The organism is Thermosyntropha tengcongensis (assembly GCF_055381335.1).
In genome coordinates, this window is record NZ_AP042437.1 from 1,911,610 (window position 1) to 1,928,676 (window position 17,067).

At 44.2% G+C, this 17,067-nt stretch carries 14 protein-coding genes and 1 pseudogene; 5 read left to right on the forward strand and 10 right to left on the reverse strand.

All coding sequences use genetic code 11. From position 1 onward, the window contains the following. The first annotated feature begins 82 nt into the window (after positions 1-82). A complete protein-coding gene (locus ACZ42E_RS09230; protein ID WP_464892042.1) occupies positions 83-1,681 on the forward strand; it encodes an acyl-CoA dehydrogenase family protein in 1,599 nt (532 codons plus the stop codon). 43 nt (positions 1,682-1,724) lie between these two features. Here the strand turns inward: ACZ42E_RS09230 and ACZ42E_RS09235 are convergent, their stop codons facing one another. Next, complete coding sequence (locus ACZ42E_RS09235; RefSeq protein WP_464892043.1) at positions 1,725-2,972, reverse strand: DUF6612 family protein; 1,248 nt, start codon at positions 2,970-2,972, stop codon at positions 1,725-1,727. Between the two features lie 146 nt (positions 2,973-3,118). Here ACZ42E_RS09235 and ACZ42E_RS09240 point away from each other — a divergent pair, with 146 nt between their 5' ends. From ACZ42E_RS09240 to ACZ42E_RS09250, 3 genes are all read left to right on the forward strand, one after another. Then, positions 3,119-3,808, forward strand: a complete 690-nt coding sequence (locus ACZ42E_RS09240) for a response regulator transcription factor (RefSeq protein ID WP_464892044.1) — start codon at positions 3,119-3,121, stop codon at positions 3,806-3,808. 31 nt (positions 3,809-3,839) lie between these two features. Further along, the gene (locus ACZ42E_RS09245; protein ID WP_464892045.1) at positions 3,840-5,138 is read left to right on the forward strand and encodes a sensor histidine kinase; all 1,299 of its coding nucleotides are present in this window, start codon (positions 3,840-3,842) and stop codon (positions 5,136-5,138) included. 123 nt (positions 5,139-5,261) lie between these two features. After that, positions 5,262-6,209 (forward strand): DUF5692 family protein, encoded by a 948-nt coding sequence (locus ACZ42E_RS09250; RefSeq protein WP_464892046.1) that lies wholly within the window; start codon positions 5,262-5,264, stop codon positions 6,207-6,209. A gap of 127 nt (positions 6,210-6,336) precedes the next feature. Here ACZ42E_RS09250 and ACZ42E_RS09255 read toward each other — a convergent pair. From ACZ42E_RS09255 to ACZ42E_RS09285, 7 genes and pseudogenes are all read right to left on the reverse strand, one after another. Further along, a pseudogene (locus ACZ42E_RS09255) lies at positions 6,337-6,629 on the reverse strand (DUF5058 family protein). A gap of 271 nt (positions 6,630-6,900) precedes the next feature. Beyond that, complete coding sequence (gene glmS / locus ACZ42E_RS09260; protein WP_464892047.1) at positions 6,901-8,715, reverse strand: glutamine--fructose-6-phosphate transaminase (isomerizing); 1,815 nt, start codon at positions 8,713-8,715, stop codon at positions 6,901-6,903. A gap of 194 nt (positions 8,716-8,909) precedes the next feature. Further along, a complete protein-coding gene (gene glmM, locus ACZ42E_RS09265; protein ID WP_464892048.1) occupies positions 8,910-10,262 on the reverse strand; it encodes a phosphoglucosamine mutase in 1,353 nt (450 codons plus the stop codon). A gap of 25 nt (positions 10,263-10,287) precedes the next feature. After that, positions 10,288-11,937, reverse strand: a complete 1,650-nt coding sequence (locus tag ACZ42E_RS09270) for an NAD(P)/FAD-dependent oxidoreductase (protein WP_464892049.1) — start codon at positions 11,935-11,937, stop codon at positions 10,288-10,290. Positions 11,938-11,942: 5 nt separating this feature from the next. After that, a complete protein-coding gene (locus ACZ42E_RS09275; protein ID WP_464892050.1) occupies positions 11,943-12,863 on the reverse strand; it encodes a CdaR family protein in 921 nt (306 codons plus the stop codon). After that, positions 12,838-13,683 (reverse strand): diadenylate cyclase CdaA, encoded by an 846-nt coding sequence (gene cdaA / locus ACZ42E_RS09280; RefSeq protein ID WP_464893521.1) that lies wholly within the window; start codon positions 13,681-13,683, stop codon positions 12,838-12,840. Before cdaA ends, ACZ42E_RS09275 begins: the two co-directional genes overlap by 26 nt. A 31-nt stretch (positions 13,684-13,714) precedes the next feature. Beyond that, positions 13,715-14,395, reverse strand: coding sequence for a thiamine diphosphokinase (locus ACZ42E_RS09285; protein WP_464892051.1), 681 nt, complete (start codon positions 14,393-14,395; stop codon positions 13,715-13,717). A gap of 154 nt (positions 14,396-14,549) precedes the next feature. Between ACZ42E_RS09285 and ACZ42E_RS09290 the strand changes: the two genes are divergently transcribed. Further along, positions 14,550-14,723 (forward strand): 4Fe-4S binding protein, encoded by a 174-nt coding sequence (locus ACZ42E_RS09290; protein WP_464892052.1) that lies wholly within the window; start codon positions 14,550-14,552, stop codon positions 14,721-14,723. A gap of 62 nt (positions 14,724-14,785) precedes the next feature. On the opposite strand, the gene ACZ42E_RS09295 is transcribed toward ACZ42E_RS09290, so the two are convergent. Beyond that, entirely contained in the window at positions 14,786-15,685 is a 900-nt protein-coding gene (locus ACZ42E_RS09295) for a diguanylate cyclase (protein WP_464892053.1), read from the reverse strand. 91 nt (positions 15,686-15,776) lie between these two features. Beyond that, positions 15,777-17,051: an HD domain-containing phosphohydrolase gene (locus tag ACZ42E_RS09300; protein ID WP_464892054.1), complete on the reverse strand. Its 1,275-nt coding sequence runs from the start codon at positions 17,049-17,051 to the stop codon at positions 15,777-15,779. Positions 17,052-17,067: the final 16 nt, after the last annotated feature.

A 17,067-nucleotide genomic window follows, 5' to 3' on the forward strand; every position in this document is an offset into this window, starting at 1 on the left:
TTTTACAAAAATTTTCATAGCATAACAACTTTTCCATAATATTATGATATATTTATTACAAATGTAATAAGGAGGTATGTTTATGTCCCTGCCTGACCGCAATAATCCGTACAGTTTTCAGGAATTTCTGGAGTGGCGGGAAAAAGTGGATTACTATGCCGATGACCCTTTTATTCAAAAAGTCCTTAAACATTATATTGCTGACGAAAAAGAATGGGAAAGGGTAGACCAAAAAGCCCGCGAGCTGTCACCAGTTGTTTCCCAGCGTTTTCGCAAAATGGCCGATGCCATAGCCCGTCCGGAAAAACAGCCTTTTATACTGCACTATGACGCATTTAACAACCGCATTGACCGCATAGTAAGGCCCAAAGAAACAGAAATCATGGAAAAAGAAATCTTTTCCCTGGGGCTTTTTTCATCCCGTACTTCCCTCTGGGAAAGGCTTATCAAAATGTATCTCATCTATCAAAACGGGGAAGCATGCATTGCCTGTCCGTTAACCTGTACCGAAGGTCTGGTAGCCCTTTTAGAAAAATACGCAGATACTCCTGAATTAAAAAGAATACTTACCCACTGCAAGGAAGGCATCGATGGCGATTTTGGCATAGGAGCCCAGTATCTTTCCGAAATTCAGGGAGGATCAGATGTGCCTGCCAATCTCCTGGAGGCAGTCAAAGAAAATGGATTTTTCAGGCTTTACGGCACCAAGTTCTTCTGTTCCGCCACCCATGCTGACTATGCCCTGGTAACCGCCAAACCACAGGGTTCGGAAAAAATTGGCCTTTTTCTGGTTCCTTCCTGGCTGCCGGGAAACAAAGAAAAAGAAATCCGCAACAACTTTACCATTGACCGCATAAAGTGGAAGCTGGGAACCAGCGAACTTACTACCGCTGAAATAACCTTTAACGGAGCTGTTGCCTACCCGGTAGGCCCGCTTGACAGAGGCCTGGCCAACATGGTGGGAATCGTTCTTACTTATTCCAGATTAACAGTAGGCCTTTCCAGCGCTGCCTCCATGACCAGGGCAGCCAGAGAAGCCTTAAAATATGCAGAGTTCCGGGAAGCCTTTGGAAGAAAAATAGGCATGTTTCCCCTGCTCGCCTATCAGTTGAAAAAAATAGACAGAGCCGCCAAAAGGACTACTGCCGCTGCTTTTAAAATCTATAAAGAGTTTTTGAGCTTGCCGGAAGGATTAAAAGGGGGCCTCATAACCGATGAACCTGAACCAGTAAGGCAGAAGCGCTTTGAAGTCCGGGAGCTTATAATGCTGCAGAAAATAACTGCCGCCAAAGACGCTACCGAAATCCTCCATACTGCCATGTCAGTCTTCGGAGGGCATGGAGTAATAGAAGACTTTTCCTCCCTTCCTCGTTTGTACCGCGATTCTAACGTAAATGAACTGTGGGAAGGCCCGCGCAATGTGCTTTTAACCCAGATATACCGGGACCTCAAGCGGGCAGCATCCTGGTACGCACCGGAAAAATTTGTTGACAACCTGCTTAAGGGAGGAGAAAGCGTACAAATAAAAGAACTTAAGGAAGAGCTTTCCTTTTTCCTCTCTTATCCTGACATTTACACCCTGGACGATAAGACAATAGAAATGGCAGAAAAGTGGGACTTATTCTGCGATAAACTCTTTCATACCTATCAGGATATAGCTCTTGATGAAATAAGGCCATAATATTTAAAAGCCGGTGTTTTTAAGAACCACCGGCTTTTAATATTTAATTTTTATCTTTATCTGCCAGCTGAGCTATGTCCAGCGCCCCGCTCACATCAGGAAGAGCAAAATCCTTATCAAAATCAGTAATATAACCTTTCATATGTGCAGTACCATACAACCATACCTTCTGACCTTTAGCCTCCGGAACCTCCATGCCCATCTTCATTTTCATGTCCATTTCTGTCATTTCATTTATAAAAGTTTCCTTATTTATGTAACTTATACAATTAAAATCAAAGCTAGCATCCTTCATAATTTGCTTTGTTTCGGAAGGCATAGACTGCATAAAAGCCCCCATAAACTTCTCATACTCATTCATAAATTTATCCTTATCAACCACCGTATTTATAACCCAGTATTCCTTACCATCAATCACCTTATCATCACGGAAAACCGAAATCATGCCCCAATCCTTTATTATCTGCATCATAACAGCTGGATTACTGCTGTTATATTTTTCTATTACCTGTTCCAGATTTAGTCCGCTCATATCCATCTTAATCCAGCCTTTTTCCCCCATGCGCATATAGTAATTATTGCCGACAAAAAGGCTTTCCATATCAACCGATTCCTGGCGGCTATCCCCCGTCATTTCCGGCGGAAGTTCCATCAATATTTTTTGCTTTACATACATAGCAAGCGGTTCCTTTTGATAAAAACTCTCCGAAGAAGAAGCTGCCTTTATATTTACATTTCCGTTAGTTTCCTCCGGCAATCCCTCTATTTTTAAATCAAACTCCGCTTCACTCACCATCCGGTACTTTTTAAACCCGTTCATCTTTTGCGATGCTTTAAGAAAAACCTCCTCAACAGACATCCCTTCTCTCTTTTCATCATAATTTATTTTAACTACCCGGCTGCTTTTATCCCAGGCAAGCGAAAAGCCCAGATTTTCCGCTATAAAACGCAGAGGCACCATTATCCCCTTATCATTCTTTAATACTGCAGCTGGCATTTCTATTTTCTCTCCATCAATATAGGCCCAGTTTTCTCCTACAAACATCTTTATGACTTTGCCATTTTTAGATATAGTTGCCCAATTATCGCTTGATGAAAACGAAGTATTCGCCCCCAGTACTTTTTCCAGCTCTTCAAGCTGAATAAAAGTAATACCATCTTTAACTACCGGTTTAGCAGCCGGCAGGTAATTTTTGCCGTTAATATCCAGACCGATGTCTGCCCAAACCGGCGATACAAAAAATAGGACCAACAACGCTGATAATAATGCAACTTTTTTAGCTCTGAACATCTTCATCATCTCCCGCAATTATTTCAATTATCGCTTTAAATAATACCTCATCCTGTATTAGACTGCAATGAAAAATTTAGCATTCATCCAGATAAAATTGCTAAAATAAATGCAAGAAAACTTATGGACAGGAGTGAATTTCCCAGATGCGCAAAAAAATCCTCCTGGCAGAAGATGACACTAAAATAAGAGAAATCATAAAAGATTATCTGGAAACAGAAGGGTTTGCGGTACTGGAAGCAGACAATGGGGAAACTGCCCTGCAGCTTATAAAAACAGAACATCCTGACCTCATAGTTCTTGACATCATGCTGCCGCGCATAGACGGCTGGAGCGTGTGCCGCAATATCCGAACTTTTTCCAGTATACCGGTTATAATACTTACTGCCCGTTCCCAGGAAGAAGACCGCCTGCTCGGCTTTGAACTGGGAGCTGATGACTATGTGACCAAGCCTTTCAGTCCCCGGGAACTGGTAGCCAGAATCAAAGCCCTTCTAAAAAGGGTACAGGAAAAAACCGCTTATCCTGCGGAACTTCTTCAGATAGGCCCGGTAAAAATAGACCGCCTGTCCCATCAGGTTTTCATAAATGACGAAGAAATATACCTTTCTCCCCGGGAATACGACCTTCTGCTCTATCTTATAAATAACGCCGATATTGTGCTTTCCCGGGAGCAAATCCTGCAAGGGGTATGGGGATATTCCTATTACGGCAATGTCCGCACAGTTGACACTCACATCAACCGCCTGCGGGATAAACTGGGTAAAGCTGCCGATCTCATTCAAACAGTGCGCGGATTCGGCTATAAATTCAGCCTCTCTGGCTGGCAAAACTAAAACCTCAAATAGCCCACAGGAGGGTAAATTTATGAACAGCAGCCTTATAAGCCACCTGCTTGAAAACAATACCCAGCACAACAATTTTTTCATCCTTAAACTGGTTTCTTTTCTGCTGGCCATCATCGTGCCGGTAACCGTCCTTATGAAAATAGGTGGACTTACCAGCCCCTACCTTTCACTATCCAACATTGTGAAAGTAGTTATTGCCAGTGCCATTATCCTCCTTTTGCTGCACCGTATACTGGTTAAATACGGCAAACACGACTGGAGCAAATGGCTGGTTATCACTTCCGCGTTTTCCATCTTCATGATGTTCCGAGCTGCTGCTCATGCTGCCATCGAGGTCCATACCATTTTATATTTGAGCATAATCCTCTCCATCTTCTATTTTGATTATCTCCTGGTAATATATGCCACTATCCTCTGCATAGCTGGAGATTATATTTTCGTCCTCTTTTTCCCATCTTCTATCCCTTCAGGAGGGGTGCCAGCTGAACAATTCATACGCTACCTCAACTACTCCTGGGTAGGTATCGCAGGGGCTATAGGCACCTACACCATGCGCCAGCTTCTGCAGCTGGCCAGTGAGCTAAAATACACCAATGACCGCCTGCAGGAAGATATTGAGAAAGAAAAAGAGCTGGAAGGCATCCTCAAAGATTTTATCGCCGCCGCTTCACATGAGCTGAAATCTCCTCTCAGCATAATCCAGAGCTATGCAGAGGCGGTAAAAGACGGGGTAAACCCTGCCAAACAGGAACAATACCTCAACACCATCATCCAGGAAACCTCCTATATGGGCAAACTCATAAGCGACATGCTTGACCTTTCCCGGCTGGAAAAAGGTTACACCCATCTGGAATACCAGGAATTCGACCTTTATCAGCTGGCCATCAAAACCGTCCACCGCTTTCAAAGCTATCTGGAAAATAAAAAACTTATGCTGGAAGCTGAAAATAATGCCTCATATCCGATAGTAAAAGCAGACTATGGCAAAATAGAAATCTGTCTCGCCAATTTCATTACCAATGCCATTCAGAATACCCCAGAAAAAGGGAAAATAAAAATCACCCTGCAGGAAAAAGAAGGGGAAATCCTTTTTATTGTCGAAAATGAAGGTTCTCATCTGGAAGAAGAAGAGCTGCACAAAATCTGGCTGCCTTTTTACAGAAAAGACAAATCCCGCAGCAAGGAATACGGCGGTACTGGCCTTGGCCTGGCCATCACCCGCAATATTCTGGACCTGCACGGGAGCAGGTATGGGGCATATAACACCTCTTTGGGAGTCGCTTTCTTTTTTTCACTTCCCCAGGCTCTAAAAGAATAAAAACAAAAGCCTCCTTTTGCCAGCTTTTTATTACAACTTTGTTAAAAAAAGTACACAATCCTGTAAAAAACAAATCCTATTATAAAAACAGCTAATAAAAACCGGTAAAAGGAGGTATAAAACATGTTTCTTTGGGAACCGCTTACCTGGTCGCAGATTATCATGTTTATCGTAGTCCTGTGCGGCCTCATGCTGCTCAATGAGTTCGGCAGGGCTAACCTGTGGACAGGTCTTCTGCTTTTCCTGGTGCTGCCGCTCATCCTTACCTTTGCCGTCTGGACCAAAACCGCAACTCCAGGCAGCAGTGTCGGCACCTGGTTCCACTGGGCAAAAGTCTACTCATCACTTGCTGGATGTCTTGGCTTCCTGGCTCTGCGCTATATCAAAGGGGCTGCCCAGAACAAGTATTTCCTGATGTTTCCCCCGGCTATACTTTCCATCAACATACTGGAAGCAGTAATCCGCGATTTTCAGTGCTTCAGCTTCAACGGTTTTGTAGATGGGATGCTCATAGTCGGCGGACCATGGAACATCATGAACGGGATCGCAGGCATTCTCAACATAATAACTATTTCCGGCTGGGCAGGCATTTACATCTCCCAGAACCGCAAGCGCCGGGACATGATCTGGCCTGATCAGCTCTGGTTCTGGATTATCGCCTACGACCTCTGGAACTTTGCCTATGTCTACAACTGCGTACCTGACCATTCCTTCTATGCAGGCGCAGCACTGCTCCTCTCCTGTACCATACCTGCATTTTTAAGCGGAGGAAAAGGAGCCTGGCTGCAGCATAGAGCACAAACCCTGGGCATCTGGATGATGTTTGTAATGACCTTCCCGAGCTTTGTAGATACCTCAGTATTTGCGGTAAAATCCTCCCATGATCCAGCAGCCCTCATGGTAGTAAGCGGACTGTCGCTGGCTTCCAACATAGCAGTATTTGTATATCATTACTACAAGGTATTCAAATACAAGAAGAATATCCTCAAAGGAGAAGAAGTCCATACCGACCTTGGTTCTTACCGCGAGCTCAAAGAACTGGACAGAGTCCCCGAACCTTCTCTTGCTTAAAACTCTCCCCCACCTTTTATAACAGAAAGCAGGATACAGGCTGTAAAATCAACCTGTATCCTGCTTTTTCAAATATCTGTTTTTTATCCATCAATACCTTACCTCCTTATCCCTGCTTTCATTCCAGCTAGAAGGAAACTGCTACCAGCATGCCGCCAAATAGAGCTATGGCCATAGCCCATTCCTTGAGCCATTTAATATTTCTCCTGTCCGCCAGAGGAGATAAGATTAGCATGATAGCCCCCCAGCCAGCGCCGCAATGGTATTTTTATTCATAGCCACCAGGTGTCCTGATACTGAAGCCCCAAAAGAACCCAGCATGGCCGCGACTGATATTACTTTTATAAGCCCTTGATCGCCTTTAGAAATCTTTTCCTGAACCTTTTCCATCTTGTCCGCAGTGAGGATGGGAAAATCCATAAAATAAGCGTCGCTGACAATGATGTCATATACAACTACTACCAGATTGGTGATAAAGTGCGCTACCACGGATTCCTGAACTCCTACGAAAAATCTGACAAATCAAAAGATGCCATCATCTTCTGCAACGCCTGCGGCAACCTTTGGGATATAAAAGAATAAATCTGCCCCCGCTGCCGATGCCTGCTGCTTAAATAAATAAAACCCGGGAAGCAGCCTTTTTTCTTCTTAGCCGCCTCCCGGGTTCCTTCGTTTAATATTTTTTACCCGCCTACTCCACCGTCACCGACTTGGCCAGGTTTCTCGGCTTATCTACATCCGCTCCTCTGAATACAGCCATGTAATAGGCAAATATCTGCAGGGGAACTACCGATAAAATTGGCGCCAGCAAGGGATCTACATCAGGCAGCAGTATCTGCTCTTCACATTCCTGGCAGGCTTCCTGCAGCGCAGATTTGCAGACTACTACCACTACCGCCCCTCTGGCTTTAACTTCTTTAATATTGGACATGGTCTTCTCTACCAGGCTATCCTGGGTAACCAGTGCCAGAACCGGCACCCCTTCACTTATCAGGGCCAGAGGGCCGTGTTTCAACTCACCTGCCGCGTAAGCCTCGGCATGGATATAGGAGATTTCTTTAAGCTTCAGGGCTCCTTCCATAGCCACCGCATAGTCGAAACTGCGTCCCAGGAAAAAAGTGCTCTCTACATGCTTGTAGCGGTAAGCCAGGTCTTTTATCTTTTCTTCCTGTTTCAATACTTCTTCCACTTTCCCATCTATATTTATAAGTTCAGAAGTAATCCTTATTATCTCATCTGCCGCCAGGGTTTTTCTTTCCTGAGCCAGGTAGAGCGCCAGAAGATACATTATCAAAAGCTGGGTAGAATATGCCTTGGTAGAGGCAACCGCAATTTCAGGCCCGGCATGGGTATAGATAACTTTATCCGCCTCCCTGGCTACTGAGCTCCCTACCACATTGGTTACCGCCAGGACCTTTATGCCGTTGCGCCTTGCTTCCCTTAAGGCAGCCAGTGTATCAGCCGTTTCTCCAGACTGGCTTATCACTATCATCAAATCATCTGGTTTCCACAGTATCTCCCGGTACCTGAATTCTGAAGCTATATCGGTTTCTACCGGTATTTTGGCCAGTTTTTCAATGGCCAGTTTTCCTACCAGTCCGGCATGATAGGCAGTTCCGCAGGCTACTATATAGATTTTCCCGATTTTATCAGGAGAAATGCCTAAATCCCCCAGATCTATCCGGCCTTCAGTTATTTTGCCCCGTAAAGTCTGGCGCAGAGCTTCTGGCTGTTCATGGATTTCTTTCAGCATAAAATGTTCATAGCCGCCTTTTTCAGCAGCTACCGGATCCCAGGTGACCTGAAAGATTTCCTTCTGTATCGGATTCCCTTCAAAATCGCTAAACCTTATTTCATCTTTAGTAACTACTGCAAATTCATTATCTTCCATTATATAAACTTTACTGGTCCTTCCCAGTATGGCAGGAATATCAGAAGCTATATAGTTCTCTCCTTCCCCTATCCCTACAATAAGGGGGCTGTCTTTTTTGGCAGCCACTATTTTATCCGGCTCATCCTTCGATATAACACCAATGGCAAAAGAGCCGTGCATGTGCTTAAGGGCTTTGCGCACTGCTTCTTCCAGGGAAGTATTAACATAATACTTTTCAATAAGGTGGGCTATAACCTCGGTATCCGTTTCCGATACAAAATCATGCCCCTCCAAAATCAAATCCTTGCGCAGTGAGGCATAATTTTCAATTATGCCATTGTGCACAACCGCAATCCTTTCACTGCAGTCGGTATGCGGATGGGCATTGGTATCACTCGGTACCCCATGGGTGGCCCAGCGGGTATGGCCTATTCCGATATGGCTTTCTGCCATCTCTCCCAAAGCCTCTTTTAAATCAGCCAGCCGGCCTTTCTTTTTCACAATATTTATTTTCCCATCTTTGTAGAAAGCTACCCCGGCTGAATCATAGCCGCGGTATTCCAGTTTGCAAAGTCCATCTATTATTACCGGCAAACTTGCGGTTTTGCCTATATATCCCATAATGCCACACATAAAAAAACCTCCAGTTAGTTCTTTTATTTAAATTAAATGCCGCTACCTGGCCTTTTGTCCTGGCTATTGCTAGCCAGTTTTGTAGCCAGGCTTACGATGGCGGCTCACCGGAGGGCACCCGCCGAAAACTCGATAAACCCTCTCCTCGTCACCCGGAAATATATCCGGGGCAGGCGCTTTTGCCCATCTAAGGGCTATAGATTTTCTTTTTCCACCACTTCTCTTATCTTTTCTATCACCTCCTTCAATATATTTTCATCCGGACCCTGGGCCATTATTCTAACCAGCGGCTCTGTTCCCGAAGGCCTTACCACCAGTTTGCCATATTCGCCCAGTTTTTCCTCTGCCTCTTTAAGCACTTCTACTACCGAAGGCCTTGATAAAACCTGTTCCTTGTTTTCCACCCTCACATTAACCAGAATCTGCGGGTATTTTTTCATCTCTCCAGCCAGCCTGGACAGGGGCTGCTGGCTTCTTTTTACTACTTCGGCCAGTTTGAGGGAAGTCAGAAGACCATCACCGGTAGTCGCATAGCCGGAAAAAATTATATGGCCTGACTGTTCTCCTCCTATTATGCTTCCTGTTTCCTGCATTTTCTCCAGCACATAACGGTCGCCTACCTTGCAGCTTATAACAGATATATTCTCTTTTCGCAAAGCTACCTCCAGTCCAATATTGCTCATAACCGTAGCCACTACCCTGGAAGGATTCAAAACCCCTCTCCTTTTCATGTCCAGGGCACAAATAAGCATTATCTGGTCTCCATCCAGCTCTTCTCCCTTTTCATCCACAGCCAGGCAGCGGTCAGCATCCCCATCATAGGCTATGCCAAAATCTGCCCCCTGCTGCTTTACCGCTTCTTTAAGGCTTTCCATGTGGGTGGAACCGCATTTGTAATTTATATTTACACCGTCTGGTTTATAATTTATAGGTATAACCCTGGCTCCCATCCTTTCCCACAGAAGCGGCCCCGCCTTATAGGCTGCTCCATTGGCACAGTCAACTACCACGGTAAGCCCGCTTAAGTCTTCTTTAAGGCCATAGGTCCCCTGCAAATAATCCAGATATTTTTCCAGTGCATCATCAAGCTCATATACCCTTCCTACCTCAGCACCAGCTGGCCGCGGCAGGTTATCAACCCCTTTTATGACTAATTCTTCAATCTTTTCTTCCACTTCATCAGGAAGTTTGTAACCATCAGGGCCAAAAAACTTTATTCCATTATCTTCTACCGGATTGTGGGAAGCTGATATAACAATGCCGCAGGCAGCTCCATAAATCCTGGTAAGATAAGCTACTGCCGGGGTGGTTATAATCCCAGCCTTTAAAACATCAACCCCGGTTGAGCATATGCCAGCAACAAGGGCCGCTTCCAGCATATCTCCTGATATTCTGGTATCTCTCCCCACCAGAATACAGGTTCTCTTGCCCTTACTATCCTGTGCCAGCACATAACTGCCAGCTCTCCCCAGGCTAAAAGCCAGCTCGGGAGTAAGCTCCCGGTTAGCTACTCCTCTTACTCCATCGGTTCCAAAAAGAACGCCCACTTTCGTCCCTCCACTATACTTAATTCTAGAGGCTGCTGCCCCTTACTATCCCTTCGCCATTAACCTCCACCCTAACTTCCGGAGGAGAATATTTCCTTATAATTGCTTCCGCCACTTTTAACCCGTCAACAGCCGCGCTTACTATGCCGCCTGCATAACCTGCCCCTTCACCACATGGATATATAAAAGGGCTGCTTACAGAAGCAAAACCCTCATCCCTTACTATCCTCACGGGAGCTGAAGTTCTGGTTTCTACCCCGGTTAAAATTGCTCGTTCATCGATAAATCCGGGCATTTTCCTGTTCCAATAATAAATGCCCCTCCTTAAGACCTCACAAAATTCAGCCGGCAGGAGTTCCCACAGATTGGCAGGCTTTACTCCCGGCTTGAAAGTGGCTATACTGCCAGCCAGGGATAAAGTGGCCCTTTTTTCTAAAAAATCAACCAGCCTCTGGCAGGGGGCTTTATAATCCTCTCCCCCCAGAACAAAAGCTTTGCTTTCTAAATCTTCCTGCAGTTTTATGCCACCTAAAGGCTCATTGTTAAAATCTTCCGGTTTTACCGTAACAACCAGTGCACTGTTGGCAACACCGCTGTCCCGGGCATAATAGCTCATGCCGTTGGTCACCACCTGGCCAGTTCCTGATGCAGCTCCAATAACATAACCTCCCGGACACATGCAGAAAGTATAAAGAGAACGTCCGGTTATCCTGTCCTGATAGGTAAGATGATAATCGGCAGCTTTAAGCCTGGGATGTCCGGCAAAATCACCATACTGAATCTTATCAATCAATTCCTGGGGATGTTCTATCCTGACCCCTACCGCAAAAGGCTTGGAATCTATCATAATCCCTTTTCTTAAAAGCAAACGGTAAACATCCCGGGCACTGTTGCCTACTGCCAGCACAAGAACTGAACAGGGAATTTCATACCTATTATTTATTACTATGCTTTTTAGATACTTTTGGTTAACATTTATATCTGTAAGGCAGGCATCAAAGTAAAACTCGCCGCCCAGGTTTATTATCTCTTCCCTTATCCTCACTACCACTTTTCGTATATTGTCAGTACCTACATGCGGCTTTTTGAGGTACACTATCTCAGGAGGGGCTCCCATTTCAACCATGGTTTTCAAAACATAATCTACCCTTTTATCTCCGATTCGGGTAGTCAATTTGCCGTCGGAAAAAGTGCCTGCTCCTCCTTCTCCGAACTGGGTATTGCAGTCCTCATTTAATATCCCTTTTTGCCAGAAATCTTCTACCGCCTTTATCCGCCTTTTTATATCCTGTCCTCGCTCAATAACTACCGGTTTATAACCATAGCGAGCAAGAAGAAGGGCACAAAAAAGTCCAGCAGGGCCGGAACCTATGATTACCGGAGAAAAGGTAAGTTTTTCATCCCCCCTGGTTATTTTTTCTTCCTCTTCTTCTTTGACCTTCGCAATATCAGGAGAAAAAAATAAATCCTCCGGGATTGTAAACCCTTCTTTAAGTTCCACATCTACTATATAAGTAAAATAAACCTGCTTTCTCCTGGCATCAACCGCTTTCCTGACCAGGGTAAAATTCTTTATATTTTCCGGTTTTATCCTAAGCTTCTTGGCAGCTTCTACCTTTATATCATCATCTTCATGATCTAAAGGCAGCCTTATTTCTCTTACCCTTATCTTCATACCTCTCACTCATTTTCTTTTTTCTTTATTTCCACATTTACCAGCACTTCATCTGGATAAGCCCTTACTTTATCCGGCAAAACCAGCTTTACCCTTTGACTGAAAGAAGCATTCCTTCCTTCCAAACTTATCGGTAAAGTATCAGCTTTTTGCAGTCCTTCTATGATACTAGGATTACCCAGTACCGTAATTTTATCCGGAATGATGCTTACTACTCCCAGTTCATGCTTATCTTCAGGAATTCCCTCAAAGATAACGTTTACCCCTACCTCTTTATTTTTCAGCATATCCCCGCTTACCAGATAAACAGTTGTTTTGGAAGGAATAATCCGCAAATCGCCTTTTACTTCAGCCCCTCTCTCATCAACCATTTTAAGCGGTGCTTCCATCACCGCTGTTCCTTTTACCTGGGCCAGATCTATTTCACACCAGACTTCTTTTATCCTTTTTACCGCTTTTTCCTCTCCTTTTACCAGACAGGTATCCGGCGAAATCTCCAGGCCCCACAGTTCATAGCCTGATGGCAAACTTCCAGTCATATGGGGTTTTATCCGGAAAGTATGTTCATTTATCCTTTTTATCGTAACTTCTACTTCCTTGGGTTCAACGGCTGTCAGCAAAGCCCCCTTTAATGTCTTTACCTTTACCGGAAGCTTATACTGCCCTTCCTTAAGGCCATTCAGATCAATATATACTTCAACATCTCCATTTTCCTTTTCCGTTCCCCAGGTTTTAACTTTTACAGTATCAGGCCCTTCTGCCGTAAACCCTTCTGCCAGATTATAATATTTCAAATTTACTTCTTTTTCTGTATGCCGGGTAGGATCCTGCCCTTCGCCTATTACATAAAGCCATAATAAAACAGCAAAAACCACCGATAAAACTTTTAAACCGGTATTTTTATCCCTGTTTTCTTTTGACATCATCTGCCAGCCACCCCCTGTAAAAGGCTGCTTTCAAGCCCTCCCGGGATACCAGTTCATTTTCCAAAAGAGCCTCTAAATTTTCCCGGGGCAAAGAACGTTTAAGTTTTCCTTCCATGGCTACCGAAACGGCTCCCGTCTCCTCTGATACAACTATTGCAATAACATCAGATACTTCAGTTATGCCTAAAGCAGCACGGTGGCGGGTACCTAATTCTTTATCTACCAGAGGGTTATCGCTTAAAGGCAAAAAACACCCGGCTTTATAGATCCTTCCTCCGCTTATAACTGCTGCTCCATCATGCAGCGGAGCATTAGGGAAAAATATATTCATCAGGAGATGCGAGGTTACCGCAGCATCAAGCGTAACCCCACTTTCTATGTACTCTCCTATACCGGTTTCCCTGGTGATAACTATTAAAGCCCCGGTGCGGGTTCTAGCAAGATTATACACTGCATCACATATTTCGCTTATAATCTGCCTGTATTCATCAGGCAAAGAAGTAAAACGGCTGGAAGAAAAAAAGCTTCCCCTCCCTATCTGCTCCAGAAGCCTTCTTAATTCAGGCTGAAAAACTACCGGCAAAGTGATGGCAAATACCAGCCATAATTTAGAAAGAAGCCAGTTTACCACATCCAGCCGCAAAAAACGGGCTAAAGCAGAAAAAATGAGCAGAAGGATAAGGCCTTTTAAAAGCTGCTCTGCCCGGGTACCTTTTATAAGTTTCAAAATCTGGTAAAAAATGTAGGCGACAATAGTAATATCAAGTATGCTCTTTATTATGTTAAAAGGGCTGGCAAATACACCGGATAAAAAACTCAAATCCAACTCTTATTCCTCCACATGTTAAATATTAAGAATTGTTACCTGTATAATGTATAACTGCCAGTATGCCTTCCCTGACCCTTATAAGAGCACGGGGAACTGATAATACATTCGATATGGTATAGGGATTTCCTTTTTCTAAATCAGCATCATTAAGCTCATAGGCAAAACCTTCTAGCCATACCCCCCGGGCTATATCGCTTAGCACGAGGAGGGAAACAATCTCCCCTTCCCTGCCTGTTATCTCCAGTTCATCTCCGGTTAGGTAAACTATGTATGAAGGTGCGTAATGCTTTATCTTTATGCCTTTTTTTACATATTCAATACCGGCATAAATATTGGACAAAGTATGGTCCAACCTTCCCCCCAGAGTGCCCAAAAATATTATTTCCCGTACCCCTTTTTCCTCCGCCAGAGTCAGGGCTAGCTGGGTATCGGTAAAATCCTTTTTCCGGGGATATTTACGCCAGATAACTCCTTTTTTAAGGTAAAAATCCTTAACTTCAGGTTCTATGGAATCCATATCGCCAATTATCGCCAATGGCTCTATCCCTGCCTTATAAGCATAGTTTGCCCCACCATCAGCACAAAAAACAAAATCAGCATCCCTGGCAATCTTTCTGTATTCTTCTACCTCTCCATACTCCCCGTTCGCCATTATCACACATTTCATAACCATTTCTCTCTCCCGCTTATCATCTTCAAACAACCAGTAATATCAATTTTATACTAACTGGTGAACAGGAGCAATGGCTTTAAATTTATCAAAAAGTTAATACACGTTTGGGGGTATTAAAAATTGACAAGTAAGCCAAGCCTTAATTATAATTCAAGTATTGAGTTTGCGTGAAGGGGGGAAAACGGTGAGCTACATCATTACTGATGAGTGCATCGCCTGCGGAGTTTGCGTGGAAGAATGCCCGGTAGAAGCCATTTCTGAAGGCGAAGACAAATATGTTATCGACCCCGAACTCTGCACCGAGTGCGGAAACTGTGCTGATGTATGCCCGGTCGGCGCACCTCAGCCCGAGGAATAAAGCCCATAAAAAGAACCGTCCCCTTTCTACATAAACTTATCAAGGTGACGGTTCTTTTATCTTTATCCACCTGCTTTAACTACCCGGTTGCGTCCCGTTCTTTTAGCTTCATAAAGAGCCTCGTCCGCTTCTTTTATCAGATCATCAATGCTTTTCTTTTCCCCCGCTTCCAAACTGGTAACTCCAAAACTGGCTGTAATTGGAATATCTTTATTAATATTCTCAATATAACTTGCATTAAGCTCTACCACTTTGCGCATACGCTCTGCTGTTTGAAATGTTTTTTCCCTATCACAGCCAGGAAGGCAAACGATAAACTCTTCGCCGCCATACCTTCCTACTATGTCATAATCCCGGCATACCTTCTTAAGACAGAGGGCAAAGTTCTTAAGCACCACATCCCCTGCCTGATGCCCATATTCATCATTAACTTTCTTGAAATGGTCTATATCAGCAATTATTATTCCTAAAGGCTTTTCTTCCCTCCTGGCCCGGTTTATTTCTCCGGCCAGCCTCTCCATAAAAGCCATGCGGTTTAAGACCCCGGTTAAATAGTCAGTACGCGCTATTTTTAAAATATCCTGTTCCAGCTTTATTATCCTTTCCCCAATCTTCAGCCTGTATTTGAGCTCTTCCGGATAAAAAGGCTTTACCATATAATCATCAGCGCCTGATTCCAGCCCTTTTACTATATCTTCCCTCCCGCACCTGGCTGTAAGTAAGATTATATAAACATAGCCGGGAGATTCCCTTTCCCGCACCCTTCTGCATACCTCGGTTCCGTCCAGGCCAGGCATAACCCAGTCTATAATAGCCAAATTCGGCCTATCATCCGTGCTTAATATTTCCAAGGCTTGTCGCCCATCATCTGCGATTATAACCTCATACCCCCAAGCCTTAAGCGTCCCTTCCAAAATCCTTCTGGATACTGCGTCATCATCAGCCACAAGTATTCTGGCCACCCTCGTACCCCCATAAACAGTTGTAAATCATAAAAATATTATAAACTAAGCCCTTTAAATTAACTACCAGGAAGACTATAACAAAATCACACTATATCTTAAGGTTTCTAACCGGATGTACTATATGTTCATACTCTATAAGCGACTCTTTTTGCACCTTTCTCCTTTCCGCGTCGATAAAATCAAAATCGTCCCTCAAAAAAGCCACTATATCCCCATTTATCGCTTTATTCAAAGCCATATTATCAAGCACCCTGAACACTTCTTCCCTGGTCATCCCCTTGCGGTAAGGCCTATCTTCACATATGGCTGTAAAAACATCGGCTACCGCCATAATCTGAGCCCCCTTCGGGATATCCTTTTCTTTCAGATGAAAAGGATATCCTCTGCCATCCAGCCTTTCATGATGCAAAGAAGCCCAGCTGTTTATGGTGCTCAAAGATTCAATACTGCTTAAAATGCTGCAGGTATAATAAGGATGCCGTTTTATAACCATAACTTCCTGGGGAGTAAGTTTGCCCGGCTTTTCCAGAATAGAAGGAGGTACCGCAATCTTGCCCAAATCATGCAGATAACCTGCCACCAGCATAAGCTCACACTCCCCTTCTGAAAAACCCGCCATTTCTGCCAGCCTTTTGGCTGCCAGGGCTACTCCGCTGGAATGTGATGCATTAAGGGGGCTTCTGAAGTCAACTATACGGGAAAAAAGCTTGGAAAAAACCTGCAAATCCCTTATAGACAAATCGATAGTCGCCGGCTTTAAATATCTTTTAAGGATATTAGGTATTTGATTGGACACCATATCCAGCCAGAAATATTCATATTCTGCCAGCTCCAGGAAAGCGTCTACATGCTCCGGCACAAAACCTATGCCGCTGTACCTTTTTATCCTTTCACATATCTTATCTTTTTCCTCCAGAATACAATCCCGATTTTTTATAAGCACAGCCACCCGGTCTGCCAGATGCAAAAGGTGGCTTTCTATAGGTATCTCAAAGTCAAAAATGCGCTTTCCTTTGCCATAAATCCAGGGCACATGATGATAGCGGATGATCTCTGCTGCCCGCTTCAAAGGAGCGAATTCTTTTAAAAAAAGATACCCTACTTCTGCATGCTGGTGTGTCAAATGATCTTCAAACTGTAAAGCCAGAAGCCTTTCCTGTACTGATAAAGCGCCAATATCATGCAAAGCCCCGGCCATGACAATCTGTTTCTTGTCATCCACAGAAAAACCCAGCCGGTCAGCTATGCTGAAGGCTATATAGGCCACCCGCATATGGTGGTTGGCCATAGAGTGATCTACCAGGTCCAGAGCTTCCGAGAAACCCAGAAGAACATCCATAAGCTGCATCTGCGGTCTATCCATAATTATCCGCACCTTT